Here is a 21,680-nt window from a genome sequence, read left to right as displayed (position 1 = left end):
CCCTATTATATTACAGACCGCCGGCTGGGGCAAGAGATCTGCGCGCCAGCAAGCCTATCCCCCTTGCGGCCCTCAAGAAATCCAGGCTGATGAATCAGTCTTTTGCGACCGGCAGGCTCCATACCTCTTCTTCCCCGTATACCGTCCCGGTTGGCGAAAAGCCTGCCGACTCGTACAGACGCTTGGCGATTCTGTTGTCCCCATGAACGGTCAGGCGGATTTCCCGGCAGCAGTCCCACCGGCTTACGATCCAACGGATCATCTCCGTCAAGGCGGCCCGGCCGTACCCTTGGCCCTGGTGGCGCTCATCAATCAAAAAGCCGTTGATCCAGTACATATCCTCCGTGTTCTCTTCACATGCGTGCATTATAAAACCGACCATTCGCGGCCCATCGTATATGGCGAAAGGGATATAGTCGACATTGTCCCCATCGGGTTTAACGTAGACTTTGGCCAGCGAAACAGCAACCGGCGGCGTGAAGCCGGCCTGTTCCTCCGCAACCCGGAGGGAAATGGCTTCCTCCCAATTTTCCCTTGTCACCTTTTGAAGCTGAATATCCATACCGATGCCTCCTGCCAGGTGACGGGTTTTTATCGTGAACCCCACCCTTTTTAACCCCCATTATACCGAAACCTTATCACTTGCATAAAGGTCATATAATAAGGGGGTAAGCAAAGAAAGTCATCCCATTTTGAAAGGACGGCGGTAATGATGAAAATCAACCATTTGAATTTAACGGTGACCGATGTGGCGGCGTCACGGGCCTTTCTGGAAACTTATTTCGGACTGGAGTGCCGGGCAGCCCGCGGCGACAACTTCGCGGTGCTCTTCGATGATGACGGGTTTGTGCTGACGCTGATGAAGGGCCGTGAGGTGCAGTACCCCAAAACGTTCCACGTCGGCTTTCCCCAGCAGACCGAGGAGCAGGTCGACCGCATCAACCAAAAACTGCTGGAGGACGGATACGATGTCAAGCCTCCGCAGCATGCGCACGGGTATACGTTCTACGTCGAGGCACCGGGCGGGTTTACGGTTGAGGTCCTCTGCTAAAGCCTGCCCCCGTCCCGATCTATACTGCCAGCCGGCAGGCTGATGCTCCGTCATCGACGGCCCTTTCCTTACTCTGCCAAGGGAAGGGCTGTTTCCTTTTCCTTCGCCCGCTGCTTGTTTAGCACCTTCGCCGCTCCGGGCTTCGCAGCCAGCTGCTGAACCCCCGCCATGGCCAGCGTGACGGCCAGCAGCACCGGGATGATCAGCATATAGCTGCCGGCAGCGTCGTGGATCACGCCAAGCAGCATCGGTCCCATCGCGCCAATCACGTATCCCAACGATTGGGTCATGGCCGACCAGGCCGTCGCCTGCTGAGCATCGCTTACCGCTTCGATCGGCATCATCAGATTGACCGGGAACAACACGCCGGGGCCGATGCCGATCAGAATCGCCGCCAGCCATGGCGTCACAGACATCCAGAGCATCAGGAAGCCGGCGGCCATCGACAGTGCGCCCAGCGCCAGCCAGAAGCGTCGGGAAGGCAGACGCCGGAGCAAGTGCGGAAACAGGAGCCCGACGGGGATCTGTGTCAGGGAGAACAGGACAAGCATGTTCGCCGCATAGGCTCTGCCGTATCCCATATGTTCCACGACTGGCGGCAGCCAAGCCGTGACCGAAAAGAACAGAACAGCGAGCAGGCCAAAGGACAGCGTGAGAACCCATGCTTTGGCACTGTTCCAGGGAAGTCCGGCCGTCTGTGCCGAGCGCTCGGCACGGGCAGACCGACAAGTATGGCGGAGAACCGACCACCACCACACCGGCAGGGCGACGGCAGCGAGGATAGCCCAAACCGCCAGCGATTCCTGCCACGAATGGGCCCGGACCGATAAAGGCAGGGACAATCCCGATGCGAGCGCGGCTCCGACCGCCATGGAGACGGTATAGAGCGAAATCATGACGGGCACCTTGGCGGGAAAATGCTGCTTAATGAACCCGGACAGCAGCGGTCCTGCCGCAGCGATCCCTAGCCCGGCCAGGACGGTGGTCAGCAGCAGGTATGCTGACGACCCGGTGAACCATCTCAGCACCGTACCGGCGCCGATGACCGCAATCGACCAGCCGATGACGCGCTCCAGCCCGGCACGCTGGCCCAGTTTGACCGCAAAAGCCGGAAATATTCCCATGCACAGCACCGGAATGGACGTCAGCAGACTTGCCGACAACGCGCTCATGCCCAAATCCCGCTGAATGGCTTGCAGCATGGGCGAGATGGAATTCATTGCGGGCCGCAAATTTAAAGAGGCCAAAATGAAGGCGACAGCCATCATAAACAGTGAAGGTTTTCTCATTATTTCTCTCTCCCTCAGATCGATTTGATCACATCTTAATGGGAGAGGAATCATTTATCAATTATATTGAAATTATAATAATAATTTGTTATACAAATGATAAATCCGTGTTTTCACACATTCTAGGGTTTACTTCTACTTCGGTGCGTCGCAATCTATTGTTCATGAACAGGAGGAATTAACTTGGAACTGAGACAACTGGAGTATTTCGTGGCCGTTTGCGAGGAGCTGCATTTTACGAGGGCCGCAGATAAGCTCGGCATCTCCCAGCCGAATTTAAGCCTGCAGATCAAGGCATTGGAGGAGGAGGTCGGCATGCCCTTGTTTGACCGGATCGGCAAACGGATCGCGTTGACCGATGCGGGCTCGGTCCTGCTTAAGCAGGCAAGGGGAATTTTTCAAAATTTGCAAAACGCCAAGCTGGAGATCGGCGAGCTTCGCCATCACCAGGGCGGTACGCTCGGCGTCGGCGTGCTGCCTTCAGAGCTCGATTTCCGCCTGACCCCGATGTTCATCGATTTCCGCAACCGGTATCCGAACGTCCGGCTCAAGATCGTCTCGGCCGTCGATGTAGCGGACCTCGTCCTTAGTACGGAAATCGATATCGGCATCTCGCTCAAGCCGCTTTACGACAACCGGCTGGTGGTCCGGTCCCTGCCCCGGGAGGAGTACGGCGTGGTGGTATCTGCCGAACACGAGCTGGCCGGCAGGGAGTCGGTCTCCCTAACTGAACTGAACGGCCTGCCGATCATTATGTATCCCAAGGGGTTCTGGGGAAGGGAGCTCGTCGAGCAATACTGCCGGAAGAACGGGTTTAACCTGGACATCGTCGTGGAAACGACGTCCAACCCTTCGCTCTTCCGATTTGTCAGGGAAAACATGGGGGTTACCGTTCAGACGCCTACGCTCGTCGAAGCCATCGGCGATCCGAAGCTGCGGTTCCTCCCCATCCATGATGATCCGCCCTACAGGGAAATGAGCATCATTTACCGGGCGGATAAATATTTGGGCCATGCCGCGCAGGCTTTTATTCATCTTGCCGAGGAGCGCCTCAAATCATAGCGTGGCCGGGGCGCTCAGCATGACTGCAATCGGTCAAATTTTGACGGCCGCAAGAGGTTATATGTATCTTTCCTGGATCACGTTATAATGGTGGATTTCATGGCCGGTCAGAATATACGCCCAAGCGGCCGCGGTAGATTCATAACCGTTCACGACACCTCTGCGGGTCCAGGCCTCGTCCGGAATGCTCCGCAGCAGCGTCAGCGTGGAGCGGCGAACGGCGGCGAAATCCTCGAGAAGCTCGGCGATGGAGAATCGGTCGAAGACTGCGCCTTCCATCAGCACTTCCTCGTCATAGCCGGTCAAAGGCGTGGTGTCCCCCCTGGCGATGCGGAGCAGCCTGTAGCACATGATGCGCTCATTATCCGTGATATGGCCAAGCACTTCTTTCAAGCTCCATTTGCCGGGCGCATAGCGGTAGTTCCCCTTTTCTTCCGTCAGTGCAGAATAAAACGCGGTCGTCCGGTTCAGAGACCCGTTCAGAATCTCCTCGAGGTTCCCCTCAGGTACGAGAGAGACATACTTGGCGAAACCTTCGTTGTAGTCTTCCTTCGTTGGGCGCAGAATCATCGGTATCCATCCTTTCGTTTTGTAAAATGTTCAAGCAATGGGCGTGCCGTTGCCGACAGGCACATCAGGGGCCAGCAGCACCACATCGCCCTCTTCCGGAACTCCGCCAAGAACGAGCACTTCCGATTTATATCCGGCAATCCGTCGCACGGGAAAATTTACGACGGCGGCCACCTGGCGGCCGACCAGCTGCTCGGGGGTATACCTTCTCGTAATCTGGGCCGAGGAACGCTTGACTCCAAGCTCCCCGAAATCAATGCTCAGCTTGATCGCCGGCTTGCGTGCCTCCGGAAAAGGCTCCGCCTTGACCACCGTTCCGATGCGGATGTCCAGCTTCATCAAATCTTCGATGGTTGCCACAACTTTTCCTCCTTCTTATGCCATGATTATATCTCTCCATTATATCCCTGCCTGTCAATGGCACAAGCACTTTCACCAACCTAAAAAAAGGCTGCACACCGCAGCCCAGATTCCCATAACGTATTTTATCGATATAGCCGCAAATAAGAAATTAGCCATATGCCTAACTCTCAAGCGTGCCTTTTCAATTATTGCAAAAATCAATCGTTCATCCTCAAATACGACAGTTAATGACGTTTTACTTTAGTATGATGAAATAAATAACTGTGAAGGAGTAGATGAACTTGAAGAGACTCGCTGGGAAAATCGCTCTCGTCACCGGAGGAAGCCGGGGGGCAGGACGTGGGATTGCCGTTGAGCTTGGGAAAGCCGGAGCAGTAGTTTATGTATCCGGAAGAAGTTTACGAGGTACGACTACACACGGTTTTCCAGGCAGCATCGATGAAACTGTGGAGGAGATTCGAAGTCATGGAGGAGAGGCGTACGCATGTCGTTGCGATCATACCCGTGATGAGGATACACAAGCTTTGATCGAGAGAATCCGACAGGAACAAGGACGGCTCCATATCCTAGTGAATAATGTCTGGGGACTGCATGACTTGGAAGTGAATTTACAATCCGGACCATTCTGGGAATATCCGCTGAACATGTGGGATGCTATGTTTCAGAATGGAGTACGCCCACAAATAGCGACAAACCATTATGCGATCCCGCTTATGCTGGAAGCTGATTCTGGATTGATCGTACATACCACATTTCAGGATCAGGATAAGTATTTAGGAACTTTCTATTACGACCTCGCCAAGAATGCAATTAACCGCTCAGTGCTCGGATTAGCTCATGATCTCAAAAGCACTGAAATAACCGTGGTAGCGGTCTCCCCTGGCTGGATGAGAACAGAACTGGTATTAAGGAACTTCGGTACAGATGAAGATCATTGGAAAGAGGTTGAAGCTTTGAAACACACGGAGTCGCCGTACTACGTAGGGCGAGCGGTGTCAGCCCTAGCTGGGGATGATGAAGTGAAACTGAAAAACGGACTGGTACTACAAGTTGGTGATCTTGCCCAGGAATACGGATTCACCGATATTGATGGACGGTTCATCCCACCCTTTTTAATATAATCTGTCTCATTGAAAAAACGAATACTCGCTAGAGCTGAGTTAACCGCCTTCTTATCGGGCGGTTAACTTGCTACCTAATACAGCGAGTAGATCGTTTGAGTGAAGGCCAGTGCGATTCAAGATGCGATTTTCTTTCCAGGAGGCAAATCCCATGACCGCGGGCTATCCTCCATAGGCTTCCCGAGTCCGGTAAATATGCTGGTCCATCAAAAAGTTCAGCAGCATGCGGTTGAATGCATGGGGCTGGCACAAATGGGTCGGATACATCGCATCCTCGATCGTCGCCAGCTGCACATGCCGGAACAGGGTGGCCGCCCGCTGCATTTGCTTGACGAACCACTCGCTTTGGCTGCCTGCGACGCACAGTACAGGCATCGGCAGCCGCGCCAAATTGGCGGGCATCTCCATACGCAGCAGCTCCATGCGCTGCTTGATCGACTCTGTCGGCCGCTTGTGGTACAGCTCCTTGCGCAGGATGCTGTAGACCGGTCTCCACCGGTTATACGTCACCCGCAGCGACCGGAGGAAAAACTCCGCAGGCAAATAATAAGACAGCCAACTGCACGCCTCGCAAATATTCAGCAAATGGTTCTTTTTCCCGAAGCATCCCGCGAAGTAGCTGTCTACGAGCACCAGAGCGCTGACCCGGTCCGGATGAAGGGCGGCAAACGTCTGGGCGAGCACGCTTCCGCTGGAACAGCCGACCAGCGTCGCCTGCGAAATATGCAGCTTATTGAGCAGCTCGCACAGATCGCTGCATTGGGTTTCCATAATGTGCCCGACCTCCACGTCAAGCTTCCCCGAATTGCCGTAACCGCGGAGGTCCAGCACGATTACCTTCGCCCGCTTGCTGAAATATTCGACCTGGGGCTCAAACATATGATGGGACGACAAATGCCCGTGAATGAACACGATGGGCGTGCCGCTGCCGTGAATTTCATAATATAACGTGGTTCCGTTTACTTGTATCTGGGGCACTTCATGTTCTCCTCTCTCCCACATAACCTGTTTTCTCTATTTGTACAAAATTGCGGGCGCCGCCCGCTTGGGAATCAATGCTTCTCCTTTTTTAAACAACAAAAAAGAAGCACCGGAAAGAGGACACTCTTCCATGCTTCCAAATCCAAGGCTGAATAAGCCTTGCCATCTGCATGAATAACAGCTGCCTCTCTTAACACGCTTGCGTGGTTAGCTGACGGATTCGGGCCAAAGAGTAGCCCTACTCATCACTTTCGAGATTCACCCCATATGGCCGCAGCGGATGCTGCAGACACGACCGGTTCCCCCGCTTTCCGCCCTCCGGCGGAAATTCAGCGAATAGACATATTCCATGTACACGTTTCATCCTTCAAAATGAGCGCACAGAAAAACACAGAGCAGATACCCTGTGTTGATGCGTCAAATCACAGTTTCCTCCGCTCTCAACTACGCTTACGAGGTTAGCTGACGGATTCGGGCCGTGAGAGTAGCCCTACGGAAACAGGCGTTATCCTGCCTCCGATTCACCCCTGCAAGCCGCAAGCCCCAGCATAAAGCTCCGTGGGACGAGGACTGCGATTGGTTCCCCCGCTTTTCATCGGAAAATTCAGCGTTCATCAAGTCGCAAATCTTACTCTATTGGATGATGAAATGAATATACGCCTGGGACGGCGAACTGTAAAGCAGGGAAACGATACGATTCCCTGCTTTATTTGGGGATCTGATGGGAAAACGGGTCCTAATCCGTAGGAATCATTGTTTTACGGCCTTTCCTACCGCTTTCCTTAGCTTTGCTGGATAACTGAAGGCGGGAAGCCATTCAAATGGCTGAACCCGCCCATTGGATCGGAAAATAGTGCCGGAATAGGGCTGAAGCCGCTAGGCTGAAAAAAAGCGGCTTTTTGCCGGAATTTTGGACTTTGCACTGGAAAGATGCTGGTTTTGATCTAAAAAAATCCGCCTCGTCTTCTTGCCAAAGATATCCCTTGGACGTATGATTCGGATAGTTTACCAATCGGACACATGTATAGAACCCTACTGGCCGTGACGATCCGGAACAAGACGGCAGGGAGTAACCATGAAATCACGGTCAAGGAGGATGTCACGATGAACCGGGCTTTGATTCCCACCATCGAACTGTTTGAAATCGTTCTTCCAAGGTACCAGCACCACAGCCTGGGCTGGCTGGAAAACTGCCGGATCGGCATTTTAAAGCTGCCTTACTCCGGAGAGGAAGGGCTTGCCGAGGGTCTGCTGTGCTCAGGCAAGCAAGCCTTCGATCTGGTACGGTGGGGCTGCCGCCTGCGCTATATTTGCGGCCTGACGCTGGAAGAGGCCATCACCGCGACGGCCATGCACATTCTGAAGCATCCGGACCACAATCAGTACCCGCTCGCGCTGATGGCGCTGCTTGATGTCAGATCACGCCTGGAGCAGCATACCGCGCGCACAACAGCCGAACACATAGGAAGATCCCTTGATGCCGGCCTTCTCGAGCTGAACCGTACGGCTTACGCCGAAGGAGCCGCAGCATCGCTGCGCATCGGGGGAGGAACGTCGCTTGCGATCTCCGGCCTGACGGCTGACCTTGATACGGAAGTCCAGGCGAAAGCTCCCGTCAACCGCCTCCCGCTGCTCGGCCGGGAGTTCCCGACGGATACCCGCGCCTTGATCCGCCGCTCCTCGGCATATCTGTCCCTGTTCGGCACCGGCACAAAGAACCGCCACCCCGGATAATCCCCGAGTGGCGGTTCTTTTGTGCTGCCTGCGCGGGCGGCTACAGCGCCTGCTCCTCGCTGCGAAGCTGCACCAGCGCTTTTCGCTGCCAGGCCTTGCTCCTCCAGCGGACCCAGAGCAGGATGCCCCGCAGCCATTCGTCGGCGATAAAAGCCGCCCAGATGCCGTACAGGCCGTATCCCCAATAAATGCCGAGTAGGTACGTCAGCGGCACGCTGAAGAGCCAGGTCACCGTGATGGACACGACCATGGCGGACCGGGCGTCGCCGGCGGCCTGCAGCGACCGTTCCAGGATGACGTTGAAGTTGCGCCCCGGCTCCAGCAGAAAGCTCAGCAGCAGCAAGGCCGCTCCCATCGCGATAATGTCCGGGTCGGTCGTGAACAGCTTCATCAGCGGCTGCCGGAACAGCATCAGCACGGCGACGGCCGCCAGCGTGATCAGCTCGCTGCGGATCAGATTCCGGATCACCTGCTTGTAGGCCTCTTCCCTCTGGCCCGCGCCGACCAGCTGCCCGACGATGATCTGCCCGCCCCGGCCCAGCGAGACGGCCAGAATCATGACGAAGAACATGATGTTCTGCGTGTAAATTTTCGTTGCCAGCACGCTGGCCCCAAGCGACGAAATAAAGGCCGTGGTCACAAACTGGTTGGCGGAGTACGACAAGGACACGGCCGAGGACGGCACGCCGACGCGTAGCACCTTCCCGATATGCTCACGGCTCCACACGAACAGGTCGTTCCAGCGGATGTAGACGCCCGCCGCCTTGCGGAGCAGCACCAGATTGACGGCCAGACCGACGCACTGGGCAAAGGCGGTGGATATCGCCACCCCGACGACGCCCAGCTTCGGAAAGCCTCCGGGGCCGTAAATAAACAGGTAATTGCCGAAAATATTCAGCACGTTCATGCCGATCGTGACGACCATCGTCTGCCGGGTTAATCCATGAGACTGGATCATGGTCGTGACGGCGGTCAACAGCGCCTGAATGACCAGGGCGCCCCCGGCGATGAGCAAATACTTCTCCGCCTGCCCGAACAGAGAAGGATCGAGGTCGAATATCCGCAGCAGCGGCCCGCTGAGCATCATGACGATGACGCTCACGACCAGGCCGAACAGGAAGTTCAGCGCCAGCGAGGACCCGGCCAGCCGGCCGATTTCATGCTGCCTGCGTGCACCCAAATACTGCGAGATGACCACCGCGGAGCCGAGCGCCACGAAATTGAACATCAGCACCGCAAACATGATGATCTGGTTCGCGACGCCGACCGCCGCAACCGCGCCGTCAGACACCTTGCTCAGCATGAACGTGTCCGATGTCCTGAGAAACATTTGAAGGGCCGATTCCACAAAAATCGGCCACGTAATCGCAAGCAGCGACAGCTTGCTAACGGGGTTGTCTCCCGCGATGGATCTGGACATTACAGGCCGTAAGCTTCCCGGATCTTGGCGATGCCAAGCTTCGCGGTCTCCAGGGCGGTCAACCCGCCGTAGCTGTCCATAAACAGCTCCAGGGACAGGTAGCCCTCATATCCCGCATTTGCCAGCGTTCTGGCGAGCGCTCCGGACGGAGCGATGCCGTCTCCCGGAAATACCCGGTGGGCGTCCTGGATCTCGGAGCGGGACGGCGCCGCCGGATAATCGTTCACATGGACGATGCCGATCCGGTTCCCAGGCAAGCCTTCAAGGTCCCGAAGCTCGCTGCCGCCGGTATACATGTGGAACGGATCGATAAGAATTTTGGCGTCCGCCACTCCGCTGGCTTGAGCTACGTAAATCGCATCCTTCAGGCAGTTCAGCCGGGCCGCTTTTCCCCAGAATTCAAGATAGGGCTCTATGCCGATCCGGCGGGCCAACTCGGCCAGCTTGGCAAAGGAGGCGGCAAATTCGTCCAGCGTGACGTGGGCAACCTGTCCGAAGGGGGGCGCCGCCGCCGCGAGACAGCCCAGCTCCGCCAGCATCTCCATTTCCTTCTCCGCTTGATCGAAACCGCGCTGTCTCACTTCAGGATCACGGTCGGCCCAAGCCCAGAAGGCGATGGCGTTCGCCACCTTCAGTCCATGATCTTCGATATACCGTCTAAGCTCCTGCAGCTCGCCGCCCTCTGCAAGATAAGCTTCAATGTCCCGTACCCACAGCTCGATGCCCTCATAGCCTGCTTCCGCCGCCACGCGGACCTGCTCTTTGACGCCGAGTCCGTAAGGCAGGAGTGTAGATGTATTCAATGACAATTTGAAAGGAAACAAGCTTGATCTCCTTCTTTCCGTAAGTAGTTAAGGGGTAAATGGCACCCTTCTCTGCTCGGCATGGCTCTGCATGCCCAGCTCGATGACACGAATCGCCATCCGGGCCTGCTCGGGCTTTACGCCAAGCTCCGACACACCATGGATAGCCTCCGCCACGTTGCGGTAATAGGCGTCGTAGCATCCCGGAATCGTCTTCAGACGCCCCGTAAACTGCAGGCCGTCCCGGTTTGCCACGAGGCTTCCCCACATCTCCTGCGGCTCTTCGCCCCATCCGGGCGATCCCGGCAGCCTGCCGGCCTTCAGCAGATTTTCCTGAGGATCTTCTCCATACTTGACAAACGAACCCTCCGTCCCGTACAACCGGTATCTCGGAGCCGGATCCCGGGCCAGCAGGGTCGATTTTACCGACACCTTCAGCCCATCCGGATACCCCAGCGATACGTCAAAATAGTCCGGGGCCAGCGTCCGCTCCCGCTGCGTCCGCACCTCCGCCTGCACGCTGTCCGGAAGCCCGAACAGCGTCAGCGCCTGGTCGATCAGGTGGACGCCCAGGTCATAAAACGTCCCGGACCCTTCGGCCCCCGCATCCCGCCAGCGGCTGGGATCGGCATTCGGGCTAAACCGGTCCCAGCGGAATTCCGCTTCGGTAATCTTGCCGACCAGGCCGCGGCGGACAACCTCCTGCAGCGTCAGGTAATCGCCGTCCCACCGGCGGTTATGGAACACGCTGAGCACGAGCCCCCTGTCTTGAGACAGCGCGATCAGTTCGTCCGCTTCCTCCGTCGTCGCCGTGAACGGCTTCTCCACGACGACATGCTTGCCGGCCAGCAGGGCGTCCTTGACAAACGAGTAGTGCGCCGTGCTCGGCGTCGTAATGACGATCAAGTCGATGCCCGGATCCTCATAGGCTTCCCGGACGTCCTGTACAGCCCGGACGGACGGGTAGGCCTGCAGGCACGAATGGCCGCTGCGCTGGACGATCATCGCCAGCTCCAGCTCCGGCACGGCCGTGATGACCGGGCAGTGAAATGTCCTTGCGGCGAACCCGTAACCGATCACCGCTGTCCTCACCTTCTCCTTCATTCGCATCACTCTCCTATATAGCCAGGCAAATGTTTAACCTTCGCCGGCCCCGATGTTATACAGAATCCGATTAACAGGATACAGCGATTCCGACTCCTTGACCGGAACCAAATCCCGGTACATCGGATTGTAATACTTTTTGCGGTACTGGCTGGCGGTGAGCCCCTTCACGGCTTTGAACACCCTGCTGAAGTAATTTTCATCCGAGAACCCGACCGCAAAGGCGACCTCTTTAATGCTGTGCTCCTCGTACAGCAGGAGCTGGCAGGCGCGCTCGATCCGCCTTTGAATGATCGCATCGCGCGGTGTGCGGCCCATATACTGCACAAAAGACCTGGAGAAATGCTCATGCGACCAGCCGATCCGCCTCGCCAGCATTTCCACCGAAATGGCCTCTCCCAGATGCTTGTCGATATAATCGATCGCCTTGACGATTTGGGGAGGAATCCGGTTGGCCGGCGTCGTCAGCGGCTCGTCGTAGAGGTGGCCGCTGATTTCCGTCAGCAGCGACCATAGAAGCGAGCTCCCGCGGATCTGCATCCGGTCCGTATGGGCATGGGCGATATGCATGATTTGCTTCATCATGCCGACCGGAAGCTCCTCGTCCAGCGGAATACAGCTCGGGCCGCCGGGCGCAAGGAGCGGAAGCGCCGCCTCCGTCCCGGCTTCTTCCGGAAATCCGAAATGAATGAACAGATGGCGCGCCGGCTGCTGCGGGTCGTATTCATAGGCGTGGTATTCGCCCGGCCTGGTCACGATAAAACTCGGTTCCTGCAGGACGTATGCTTCCCCCTCCACCCTGTAGACGCTGCGCGTCCCATCCGGAAAATACAGCAGCTCGTAATCGTGAATCCGCCGCGGGCCGAGGGAGGTGCCGGGCTTCTTGACGATGTCCCCGACGATATGGATCCTCGGGAGGTGCACAAGATGCGAGGCCGCCCGGCTGGATTGGCTTTCCGTTGTATTCATGGCAGTTCCCTTCCTCATCCCCTACGAAGTGGAGCCTTAGCTTCGGTTCCTTTTCAGGCCCATTCGATGTTCGTTCGTAAGAAAATAAATGATTAAATCAGTCCGAGTCCCTGCAAATTGCGGTAGCTGATCGCCAGGCTCTCCAGCGGATCGCGCCGGCTCTGATCCTGTTCGACGACGAGCCAGCCGGTTCCTACCTCCCGCGCCGTTTGGGCGATGGCCTTGAAATCGAGAATCCCCTCCCCGATTTCGGCGAAAAACTGCTCCTCGCCGGCTTCCACGTCTTTGATATGGAGCAGCGGGCACCGGTTCTGGAGCTTGGCGAGGTACGACACCGGATCTTCACCGCCCCGCTTGACCCAATACGTATCCAGCTCCATCTGAACCAAGGAAGGATCGGTTTCGCGGAGCAAAATATCGAGCGCGTATTCGCCGTCGAATTTGGCGAATTCCCAGTCGTGGTTGTGGTACAGCAGCTGAACCCCGCGCCGGCGGAACTTCTCGCCCGCTTCGTTCAGCTTGGCGGCCTTCGCCAGCACCTCGTCCCGGGACGCAAAACGCAGCGACAGCGCCACGAATTTACCGCCGTCCACCTCCTCGAGATAATCCGCGATGTCGTCCGGATTGAAATCAAACGTATCGAATCCGGCATGAGTTCCGATGACCTTGAGGCCGATCCGGTCCAGCAGCGCCTTCTGCTCTGCCACGGTGATGCCTTCCGGCGGGCGCCCGAGCTCAATGCCCTGATAGCCGATGGCAGCGATTTTCTCCAGCGTGCCTATGTAATCCTTGCTTAATTGTTCGCGGACCGTATATGGCTGTACGGCAACGGGAAATTGGGTCATGATCTATGCATCCTCTCTTGGTTTGAAATGGGACAGGTTCTCCGTGCGGTGTTTACAGATCCAGCATGTTGTACTTCAGGCCGAGCGGCAGCGGAGCCGGACGTTCCACCGTGGATTCCAGGTGAATGTGGCGTTCCTGCTGAGACGCTTCGAAGATGCCGAGCGAAATGTCCAGCACATGGCGCGCCAGCTTGCCGCTTGCCCGGTTCGGACGTCCCGACTGGATTGCATAAGCCATGTCGGCTACGCCCATGCCGCGGCCTTCCTCGGCATACGGATGGGAATGCGGTATCTCTTTCGTCTGTCCGTTCGGGAACTGGATGGATACGGCGCCTCCGAAGAAGTTCGGATCCGGAACGTACAGAATGCCTTCCGTGCCGTACACTTCCAGCCGCGGCGAATAGCCGAACGCCTCTTTGGCCGCCTGAAGGGTAGCCACCGCACCGCTGTGGAAGTCCAGCACCGCCGATACGTTCGTCGGCGCTTCCACCGGCACCGACTGGCCGAATGCCGGCGATTTCGGATTGTCCACCACAACCTCCTGATGCAGCTGGCGGGCGGATCCCGTTACCCTCTGTACGGGTCCGAGCAGCGCGATCAGCGCCGTCAAATAGTAAGGCCCCATATCCATGATCGGATCGCCGCCCAGCTTCAGGAAGTTGCGGAAGTTCGGATGCATGCCGCCCGCGGCGTTCCCCATAATAATCGTAGCGCTTGCACCGTAAGGCGTGCCGATCCATCCGTCATTGATCAGCTTGACGCAGGTCTGGATGCCGGCGCCGAGGAAGGTGTCCGGCGCGCAGCCGACAAGCAGGTTTTTGGACTCGGCCAGAGCCAGAACCTCATCGGCATCCTCGCGGTTGAGGGCAAACGGCTTTTCCGTGTACACATGCTTCCCGGCCTGAAGCGCCCGCAGGTTCAGCGGGGCATGCGCGGCGGGGGCCGTCAAATTGAGAACGATTTCAATTTCCGGATCGGCCAGCAGCTCCTCCACGGTGTACACATTTGGAACGCCAAACTCTTCCGCTTTTTTCTGCGCGAGCTCCGGAACCATATCCGCTACGGCTTTGACCTCGACGATATGGTCGAGCATGCCGGTCAAATTTTTCAGATATACGGTGCTGATCATGCCGGTACCGATGACGCCAACCTTGACTTTACGCACGAATACATCAACCTCTTTTCGTTTGGTAGTGATCTTGTGCCCTCATTATCACGCATCGCCCGGTCGAACTCAATGGACTGCAGCGCAAATAAACTGGATTTATTTGATATTATCCATCCCTGTCCGCAGCAAGCCGGTTTGTGTTCAGGAGTAAAAAACCTCCCGGCACCCGGGACATACCCGAAGAGCAAAGAGGCATCCTAAAGCGGCTTTATGATCAATCCCTTGGGGCGTTACTCCACCCTCGGCTTTGCCGGGTCGCAATCAGGACGCGGCACCTCGCCGAATTGGGACAGCTTCTGTAAATAATAGCATTCTTCCCGGAACATATGGTCCGGCACCAGTCTGTTCAGCCTGCTCAGCAGCTCGGCGCTGATGTCCAGCTCCTCGACCTCCAGCAGAAAGTTCATAAACGCCGACATTTCCAGGTCCACGTCGCTGTGAAACTTTTTCACCGCCGGATAGGTCGTCCGAAGCGTACGCAAGTATCCGACAAGCTCAAGCGCCTTCAAATAAAATTCGTTGAAATGCCGCTCAAATTCCTTGCTCCTCTGGATCAGCCTCCGCTCCACCCCGTCGAGATCCGAAGCGATCGATGCCGAGTGAAAAGCCGCGTCAGGCAGCCACAGCAGATCGTGATGCAGCGGGTGATAGCGGGGAACCGGATTTCCCTTTAACAGCTCAGCGAGAATGCGCTCATATTCCTCCAGCTCGTTCACCATATGATTGATAAACGTTGGCGACAACCCGATGACCACTTTGCGCTGCAGCACCCGGTCGAGAAGATCCAGCTTAAACGCCCGCAGTTCAAGTACCGCCTGATTCGCCTGTTCGTTCAGCTCCGTCAGCGGCTGTCCCTCAGGGAACGAGCGCGCCTGTCCCAGCAGCCGGTCAAACCATTGGACGAACGAAGCCGCCGTCTGTACGTCCTTGACTTCCTTCGACGCCAGCGCGTTGTAGATAAAACGGGCATGATCCCCCAAAATCTGCAGCCAAAACCTGTGCTCAAAGAGCGCCTCTTCATTCATTGCAGGCATATCCCTCCCATCGATAACCATCCGTCACTGGACAATATATGAGATGGAGCACCCAACTTATGCGTTACAAAAAACCACCCCCGCCGCATACAGCGGCAAGCGTGGCTGCAAAAAAATCATACCTTGGGACTACGTCCCGGCATTTCATCCATACTTTTCAAAATTACGGATCAATCGGAAATCGCCTGGTGCAGCGCTTCGATATACTCCAGCGCCAGCTTGGACAACGCCGCATTCTGATGGCAGATCCAGCCGACATTGATCGTCTCGTCGCAGTCGAGCGGCACGGGAATAATCTCGTTCCCGTTCAGGTCGGCGCTCAGAACACCGGTTGAGATCGTATAACCGTTCAGTCCGATCAGCAGGTTGAACAGCGTGGCACGGTCGTTGACCCGGATGCTTTTCGGATGCGTCAGTGTGCTTAGAATTTCCTCGGAGAAGTGAAAGGAGTTGTACTCCCCCTGCTCAAACGACAGGTAGGGATAATCCTGCAGCTGGTCGATCGTCACGATGGACTGCTTGGCGAGCGGGTTATGGATGCTGATAAAAATATGAGGCCGGGCCGTAAACAGGCTCGTGAATTTCAAATTGGCGTCCTTCAGCAGCCGGTTGATAACCTTGCTGTTGAATTCATTGAGGTACAGAATGCCGATTTCGCTCCGCTGGCTTTTGACATCCTGGATGATTTCATGGGTCTTCGTTTCCCTCAGCGCCAGTTCGTATTCGTCCTGCCCATACTCGTTGACCAAATGCACGAACGCATTGACGGCAAACGCATAGTGCTGGGTCGATACGGAAAAATGCTGCGGCGACGGCTTGGCGTTCATATAGCGGCTCTCCAGCAGCTCTGCCTGCTCGGTCACCTGCCGGGCATAGCCGAGAAATTCGGCGCCTTCCTTGGACAGGGTAATCCCTTTGTTCGTCCGTTCAAAAATCGTAATGTTCAGCTCTTCCTCCAGATCCTTGATCGCATTCGACAGGCTTGGCTGCGAAATAAACAGCCGTTTGGCCGCTTCATTCATGGACCCGCGGTTGGCGACTTCGATGACGTATTTTAACTGTTGTAAGGTCAATGCTACAGCCCTCTCTTTGAAACAACGATATGATCTTCATTTATTTCAAAGTATACCCGGGCACCGGTCCCCTCCACAACTGTTCGGGCATAAATTCCCCATTACTGCCGCCGTGTGCTTCGCAGCGCGGTGTACAACGACAGCAGGATAAGCGCGAGGGCCATCACCGGATGAATGGCGCCCAGCGCAGGCACATGCGCCGTCATGTACTGCAAGTCGATCAGAACAAACATGGCCAAACTGAGCCACGCGCTGCCTTTAAAGCATTTTCCCGTAATGGCAAAAATGATCATCAGAAGCGGGGCAAACCCAAAGAAATGAACAAAATTTTCGTGGAGCCGCCAGTTCACCGGATTCTGGAACACAGCCGACCCTGCGATGTACACCTGAATCGTGATACATGCGACCAATATCCAGGACAGCCCCATAAAGATGCCTCGGGAAATCCGTTTGCCCCCTGAAATTTTATCTTTAGATGGATTAAGATCGATGCTTGTCATGTGGTTTTCCTCCCTTATAATCGGACGTCAACGCGGCGATCCCCGCAAACAACGCAGCCATGATCAGCGGAAGATAAGGTGTCCCGGCCGGCCGGTCATGGATCAGATAACCGAGAGCGGCAATAATGGTTGACAGAAAGATGCCGCAGGCAGCGCCGCCTACGGCAGCCAGCAGTACTTTGATCACATGGTGCTGCTTCAGCATAATCACCCCTCCCCCGTTGAACTGCATTCCATTGCATTGACCGCAATGAAGGCAATGGATTGCGATGGTCTGCGGCACACCCCGTGTTTTGCCGCCTGGAGTTTATTGTAGCAGCGACTTGTTGTGAACCTGTGAAGTTCTCTGGCTGTTGCGATGAAAATGCATCCGATTTTTTGCGGCTTTTTCCAGGGTCCATACGGGGTTGTCCGGGGTTTTCCTTCAGGAATGTTGCGAACTTGTTATTGTCCCCGCATCCGCGGGAACCGGTATATAATGAGGGGGATAAAAGCCGGAAAGACTGCAACGGCCCGAGGCTCTCGAGATAAAGGAGAATGAACACATGACGCATACTCTGCTGCTTGTCGATGATGAAAAGGAAGTGCTGGCCTTTATGGAACCGTTTCTCCAGCAGGAGGGATACGAGACGATCACGGCTTTATCCGGGCGGGAAGCGCTCCGGATCGCTGGCGAACGGAAGCCGTCTCTGGTCGTCCTCGACTGGATGATGCCGGGAATGAGCGGCATTGACGTGTGCCGGGAGCTGCGGAAGCTGCCGAAGCTGGGAATCATCATGCTGACCGCCAGAGTGGAAGAAACGGATAAAATCATCGGGCTGGAGGTCGGCGCCGACGATTATTTGACGAAGCCCTTCTCCCTCCGGGAGCTGGTCGCGCGAATACGCTCGGTCCTCCGGAGAATCCATGGGGACGAGACTCCGGACGACCGGATCGTGCGGGGAGATTTAACGATATCCGAGGCGCAGTGCCGAGTGTGGAAACGCGGGGAGGAAGTTCTGCTGACCCCGACCGAATTCAAAATGCTCGCCACCCTGGCTTCGCGGCCGGGCATCGTATACAGCCGCCTGCAGCTGCTGGCTGCGGTCGATGACGACCTGCTGAACGACGAGCGGACCGCGGACGCCCATATCAGCCGGATCCGCAAAAAGATCGAGGACGATCCGTCCAACCCGGTGTTTATTAACACCGTGTACGGATTCGGATACCGGTTCGGTGACCGCCGTGAACGTTAGCCGGAAACTGTTTTGGGCCATGGCCGCCTTTATCGTGGTCATGAGCCTGACGTTTATGCTGATCACAAACTTAGTCGTGCGCGGGCTGCTGGGCGAGCTGACACCGTCCTCCGACCAAGAGCAAATCAGCGGCCTGTCGCGTACGCTCGCCGAATATTATGAGCAGCACGGCAGTTCCTGGAACGGTGTTGAGAAGCTGGCCCCCGGCGACTTACTGGAAGAAGTTCAAGACAGCGGCCTGATCTTGTACGACTTCCACGACAGGAAGCTGGCCGTCTACGGCAGCGCGGCCGAACCCATGATCAGGGGGCTCGGGGTAAAATACCGCATCGAGACGAACGAACGGGTCGTCGGATCTTTCCGTTACTACGACCCGGAAATCAGCGTGATCTCCAAGGTGAAGCTGGGCATTTCACATGGCGTCGGCTTTCTGCTGATTGTCAGCGCAGTGGTGTTTATTGTTGATGCCCTGCTGGCTGCCTATTGGATCTCCCGCCGTCTTACTTCCCCGCTTCGCCGGCTGGTTTCTGCGATCGAGCAGATTAAGGAAGGCCGGCATGGGGTGCAGGTCCCGGTCACGACCAAAGATGAGTATGGCGAGGTCGCATCCGCCTTCAACCGGATGTCCCTGCAGCTGGGCCGGGCCGAGGATGCGAGGCGCAATCTCGTGGCCGACGTCGCGCATGAGCTGCGAACTCCCCTCTCCATCATGAGGGGAAAGATGGATATGCTGCAGCAGCAAGGCGAAGCGATCGAACCCGAGCAGCTGCTTCCGCTGCAGGATGAACTGATCCGGCTCACCCGACTCGTGGACGATCTGCATCAGCTCTCACTGGCCGAGGCAGGCAAGCTGTCGTTTGAGTTCAGCCGGACGGACGTCCGTGTCCTGCTGGAGCAGACGCTCGAGCGGCTTCTGCCCCGCGCGCAGGATGCCGGCATTGCCATGACGCTGGTAAGCCAAGCCAGCTCCACGATGATCCCGGTCGACTCCGGCCGGATAACCCAGGTCTTTCTCAACCTGCTGACCAATGCCGTTCGGCATACGCCGCATGGCGGTTCGATCCAAGTGATCCTGTCTGAGGTCCAGGATGCACACGGACGGCAATGGCTGGAGATCGCGGTGAAGGACACCGGCACAGGCATCGCCCCCGAGCATCTCCCGAACCTCTTCGACCGCTTCTACCGGGCCGATGCTTCCCGCTCGCGGCACAGCGGCGGAATGGGGCTTGGGCTCGCCATCGCCAAGGAGTTCGTCGCGGCGCATCAAGGCACCATCGATGCCGAGAGCTCACCGGGCGAAGGGACCACGTTCCGGGTCCGGCTGCCATACAGCCGGGAGGGGCACGCCTGAACGCAGCTGACTGCTCTCTGTCTTGCCTCAAATCGAAACAACCCCCGACGTTGTCGGGGGTTGTTTGTGCTTACGGATAAGGGGCAGGTACCGCATGATCTGTTTCCAAACCCCCGGTCCCGTTCCCTATTCATACAGCCAGCTTAAATCCTTTGTGAACTGCTTCAACCTTTCCGGCTGGAGCGAATAATAATGCCGTTTTCCCTCCCTGCATTCCTTGATATACCCCACATCCTTAAGCTCCTTCAAGTGGTAGGACAGCTTAGAGGGGGATACGTCTCCAAGCTTAAGCTGCAGGTCCGCGGGGCATACGGCCGCAGGCTCGAACGTACAGACAGGAGACTGGAAATCCGGCTGCCTGCCCATTTTAATCATCACCAAAATTTTCATCCGGATCGGGTCGCTGAGTGCTTTGGCCGCTTTGGCCATCTCGGTTTCGTAATGGGATCTCATAGAAAATATTATACACCCTCTGTATTGACATTTCAATTTTTGTTGAAATATAATCATTTCAAAACATTTTGAAATGAGGTGCTTTTCGCGTGTCATCACGAGACCCGTTGTCAGCAAGTCCAAGGGGCGAGGTCATTACCGCTGCCCATTCTGCCGCCACACCGGCGATGTCAAAGAAAGCCTTGGGCTGGAGCCTGGCCATCCTCGCTTTCGCCCAGCTGATCTACTCCCTTGATATTAATATCGTGTTTGTTGCGCTCCCCGAAGTGGGCCGCGCACTGGGCTTTTCGGAACAATCTCTTCAGTGGGTCGTCAGCGCCTATACGATTTTCTGCGGCGGCTTCCTCCTGCTTGGCGGACGTGCCGCAGACCAGCTCGGGCAAAAAAGGATGTTCATCTCCGCACTGCTCCTGTTCGCGCTGGCCTCCTTGCTTGGAGGGCTGGCATGGAGTCCGCTGGTCATTATCCTGGCCAGAGCGCTGCAAGGTATCGGAGCCGCTTTTCTTTTTCCAGCGACCCTATCCCTTATCAACCGGCTGTATGAAGAAGGACCTAAGCGCAACCGGGCCCTCGCGGTCTGGGGCGGAGCGGGAGCCAGCGGATTGACCTTGGGCTCTCTCCTCGGCGGCGTTCTGACGAACGCCATTGGATGGGAAGCCGTCTTCTTCGTTAACGTATTGTTTGCCGGCGGTGCTGCTCTGGCGGCACTCGCTGCCATTCCACGGGACCCTGTCCGATCCGGAAAAGGCAGCTTCGATTTGCCCGGTGCGCTGAGCTTTACCGGGGCTGCGACTTTACTCGTGTATTGCCTCGTTCAGGGGCCTGAGGCAGGGTGGGGCTCCGCCGGCATCCTGATATGCGCCCTTCTGTCCCTGGTGTTGTTCCTCGCTTTTGCCTGGATCGAAAACCGAACCTCCAATCCGCTGATGCCGCCGCGTCTTCTCCGGAGACGGAGCCTGGTCACGGGCATGATCATAACCTTTCTTTACATGGGTACCTTTGGAGCCATCCCCTACTTCCTGACGGTACTGTTCCAGAATGTGCATCAATTCAATGCCCTGCAAACCGGTCTGGCCTTTATCGTGCCATCGCTTTCCATTGCCCTTGGAACCCAATGGGGCGAAAGGCTTGCCACACGCTACGGCATGCGCAGCACGATTCTGACCGGCCTCATGATCGGCATCGCGGGCACCGCCCTCATCCCGCTGGGGGCGTATGCCGACTCCGGCTATCTGCTTATCGTTCCCGGACTGATCATTTCCGGCCTCGGCCAGGGCGTCGTATGGACCGGCATGTGGATCGCCGCTTCCGCGGGCGTGGCTCCATCGGAGCAGGGTGTGGCCTCGGGTATGGCCTCGACGACGCTGAATATCGGCAACGCCATCGGCATGGCCTTCCTGATCTTCATCGCCAATTCCGGTATCGCCGGTCAAAGCGGCGGCTCGCTTCTGGTCGCGCAGGCAGCTGGCGTCCGCACCGCCATGTATCTGGCTGCCGCCGGGATGATCATCGGGGGAGCCGCGGCCTTGTTCCTTCCGCGAAGAAAATAAGGAT

23 protein-coding genes and 2 riboswitches are annotated in these 21,680 nt (G+C 56.7%); of the genes, 7 read left to right on the top strand and 16 right to left on the bottom strand.

Annotated elements, in window-relative coordinates; all coding sequences use genetic code 11:
• Positions 1-94: 94 nt before the first annotated feature.
• On the bottom strand, positions 95-562 hold the full coding sequence (locus ABIE48_RS05545) for a GNAT family N-acetyltransferase (protein WP_192715109.1): 468 nt from the start codon (positions 560-562) through the stop codon (positions 95-97).
• Between the two features lie 150 nt (positions 563-712).
• Here ABIE48_RS05545 and ABIE48_RS05540 point away from each other — a divergent pair, with 150 nt between their 5' ends.
• Complete coding sequence (locus ABIE48_RS05540) at positions 713-1,051, top strand: VOC family protein (RefSeq protein ID WP_089550074.1); 339 nt, start codon at positions 713-715, stop codon at positions 1,049-1,051.
• A gap of 68 nt (positions 1,052-1,119) precedes the next feature.
• Here ABIE48_RS05540 and ABIE48_RS05535 read toward each other — a convergent pair whose 3' ends face one another.
• Positions 1,120-2,340: an MFS transporter gene (locus ABIE48_RS05535; protein WP_192715110.1), complete on the bottom strand. Its 1,221-nt coding sequence runs from the start codon at positions 2,338-2,340 to the stop codon at positions 1,120-1,122.
• 183 nt (positions 2,341-2,523) lie between these two features.
• Between ABIE48_RS05535 and ABIE48_RS05530 the strand changes: the two genes are divergently transcribed.
• Positions 2,524-3,402, top strand: a complete 879-nt coding sequence (locus tag ABIE48_RS05530) for a LysR family transcriptional regulator (protein WP_192715111.1) — start codon at positions 2,524-2,526, stop codon at positions 3,400-3,402.
• Positions 3,403-3,459: 57 nt separating this feature from the next.
• Here the strand turns inward: ABIE48_RS05530 and ABIE48_RS05525 are convergent, their stop codons facing one another.
• Together ABIE48_RS05525 and csaA are read right to left on the bottom strand one after the other, a co-directional pair.
• On the bottom strand, positions 3,460-3,972 hold the full coding sequence (locus ABIE48_RS05525; protein ID WP_192715112.1) for a DinB family protein: 513 nt from the start codon (positions 3,970-3,972) through the stop codon (positions 3,460-3,462).
• A 30-nt stretch (positions 3,973-4,002) separates the two neighbouring features.
• Entirely contained in the window at positions 4,003-4,332 is a 330-nt protein-coding gene (gene csaA / locus ABIE48_RS05520; RefSeq protein ID WP_192715113.1) for a chaperone CsaA, read from the bottom strand.
• 278 nt (positions 4,333-4,610) lie between these two features.
• Here csaA and ABIE48_RS05515 point away from each other — a divergent pair, with 278 nt between their 5' ends.
• On the top strand, positions 4,611-5,456 hold the full coding sequence (locus ABIE48_RS05515) for an SDR family NAD(P)-dependent oxidoreductase (RefSeq protein WP_483312645.1): 846 nt from the start codon (positions 4,611-4,613) through the stop codon (positions 5,454-5,456).
• Positions 5,457-5,618: 162 nt separating this feature from the next.
• Here the strand turns inward: ABIE48_RS05515 and ABIE48_RS05510 are convergent, their stop codons facing one another.
• A complete protein-coding gene (locus ABIE48_RS05510; RefSeq protein ID WP_167372872.1) occupies positions 5,619-6,434 on the bottom strand; it encodes an alpha/beta fold hydrolase in 816 nt (271 codons plus the stop codon).
• Positions 6,435-6,617: 183 nt separating this feature from the next.
• Positions 6,618-6,782: riboswitch (cyclic di-AMP (ydaO/yuaA leader) on the bottom strand.
• Between the two features lie 87 nt (positions 6,783-6,869).
• A riboswitch (cyclic di-AMP (ydaO/yuaA leader) is annotated at positions 6,870-7,057 on the bottom strand.
• A 484-nt stretch (positions 7,058-7,541) separates the two neighbouring features.
• On the opposite strand from ABIE48_RS05510, the gene ABIE48_RS05505 reads away from it, so the two are divergent.
• Positions 7,542-8,171: a hypothetical protein gene (locus tag ABIE48_RS05505; protein WP_354518465.1), complete on the top strand. Its 630-nt coding sequence runs from the start codon at positions 7,542-7,544 to the stop codon at positions 8,169-8,171.
• Positions 8,172-8,211: 40 nt separating this feature from the next.
• Here the strand turns inward: ABIE48_RS05505 and ABIE48_RS05500 are convergent, their stop codons facing one another.
• The 10 genes from ABIE48_RS05500 to ABIE48_RS05455 form a co-directional block, all read right to left on the bottom strand.
• A complete protein-coding gene (locus ABIE48_RS05500) occupies positions 8,212-9,591 on the bottom strand; it encodes an MATE family efflux transporter (protein WP_192715116.1) in 1,380 nt (459 codons plus the stop codon).
• Positions 9,591-10,415, bottom strand: a complete 825-nt coding sequence (locus ABIE48_RS05495) for a sugar phosphate isomerase/epimerase family protein (RefSeq protein WP_354518462.1) — start codon at positions 10,413-10,415, stop codon at positions 9,591-9,593. The genes ABIE48_RS05500 and ABIE48_RS05495 overlap by 1 nt, the downstream gene beginning before the upstream one ends.
• 27 nt (positions 10,416-10,442) lie before the next feature.
• On the bottom strand, positions 10,443-11,498 hold the full coding sequence (locus ABIE48_RS05490) for an oxidoreductase (protein ID WP_145025017.1): 1,056 nt from the start codon (positions 11,496-11,498) through the stop codon (positions 10,443-10,445).
• 33 nt (positions 11,499-11,531) lie between these two features.
• On the bottom strand, positions 11,532-12,467 hold the full coding sequence (locus ABIE48_RS05485; protein ID WP_145025019.1) for an AraC family transcriptional regulator: 936 nt from the start codon (positions 12,465-12,467) through the stop codon (positions 11,532-11,534).
• A 92-nt stretch (positions 12,468-12,559) separates the two neighbouring features.
• A complete protein-coding gene (locus ABIE48_RS05480) occupies positions 12,560-13,312 on the bottom strand; it encodes a sugar phosphate isomerase/epimerase family protein (protein WP_089545967.1) in 753 nt (250 codons plus the stop codon).
• 52 nt (positions 13,313-13,364) lie between these two features.
• Positions 13,365-14,477: a Gfo/Idh/MocA family protein gene (locus ABIE48_RS05475; RefSeq protein WP_145025021.1), complete on the bottom strand. Its 1,113-nt coding sequence runs from the start codon at positions 14,475-14,477 to the stop codon at positions 13,365-13,367.
• Positions 14,478-14,710: 233 nt separating this feature from the next.
• On the bottom strand, positions 14,711-15,505 hold the full coding sequence (locus tag ABIE48_RS05470) for a DUF2935 domain-containing protein (RefSeq protein ID WP_145025023.1): 795 nt from the start codon (positions 15,503-15,505) through the stop codon (positions 14,711-14,713).
• Positions 15,506-15,684: 179 nt separating this feature from the next.
• The gene (locus ABIE48_RS05465; protein WP_076170320.1) at positions 15,685-16,587 is read right to left on the bottom strand and encodes a LysR family transcriptional regulator; all 903 of its coding nucleotides are present in this window, start codon (positions 16,585-16,587) and stop codon (positions 15,685-15,687) included.
• Between the two features lie 101 nt (positions 16,588-16,688).
• On the bottom strand, positions 16,689-17,087 hold the full coding sequence (locus ABIE48_RS05460; RefSeq protein WP_145025025.1) for a DUF6220 domain-containing protein: 399 nt from the start codon (positions 17,085-17,087) through the stop codon (positions 16,689-16,691).
• A complete protein-coding gene (locus ABIE48_RS05455; RefSeq protein ID WP_089545962.1) occupies positions 17,068-17,292 on the bottom strand; it encodes a DUF5957 family protein in 225 nt (74 codons plus the stop codon). The genes ABIE48_RS05460 and ABIE48_RS05455 overlap by 20 nt, the downstream gene beginning before the upstream one ends.
• Before the next feature lie 340 nt (positions 17,293-17,632).
• On the opposite strand from ABIE48_RS05455, the gene ABIE48_RS05450 reads away from it, so the two are divergent.
• Positions 17,633-18,322: a response regulator gene (locus tag ABIE48_RS05450; RefSeq protein WP_076170323.1), complete on the top strand. Its 690-nt coding sequence runs from the start codon at positions 17,633-17,635 to the stop codon at positions 18,320-18,322.
• On the top strand, positions 18,312-19,673 hold the full coding sequence (locus ABIE48_RS05445; protein ID WP_192715118.1) for a sensor histidine kinase: 1,362 nt from the start codon (positions 18,312-18,314) through the stop codon (positions 19,671-19,673). The genes ABIE48_RS05450 and ABIE48_RS05445 overlap by 11 nt, the downstream gene beginning before the upstream one ends.
• Before the next feature lie 126 nt (positions 19,674-19,799).
• On the opposite strand, the gene ABIE48_RS05440 is transcribed toward ABIE48_RS05445, so the two are convergent.
• The gene (locus ABIE48_RS05440; protein ID WP_192715119.1) at positions 19,800-20,126 is read right to left on the bottom strand and encodes an ArsR/SmtB family transcription factor; all 327 of its coding nucleotides are present in this window, start codon (positions 20,124-20,126) and stop codon (positions 19,800-19,802) included.
• Positions 20,127-20,215: 89 nt separating this feature from the next.
• Here ABIE48_RS05440 and ABIE48_RS05435 point away from each other — a divergent pair, with 89 nt between their 5' ends.
• On the top strand, positions 20,216-21,676 hold the full coding sequence (locus ABIE48_RS05435) for an MFS transporter (RefSeq protein ID WP_354518457.1): 1,461 nt from the start codon (positions 20,216-20,218) through the stop codon (positions 21,674-21,676).
• Positions 21,677-21,680 lie beyond the last annotated feature (4 nt).

The sequence above is a fragment of the Paenibacillus sp. OAE614 genome (assembly GCF_040546645.1).
Classification (GTDB): Bacteria; Bacillota; Bacilli; order Paenibacillales; family Paenibacillaceae; genus Paenibacillus_AQ; species Paenibacillus_AQ favisporus.
The sequence above is the reverse complement of the archived record's forward strand: the minus strand, read 5'-3'. Positions and strand labels throughout refer to the sequence as shown.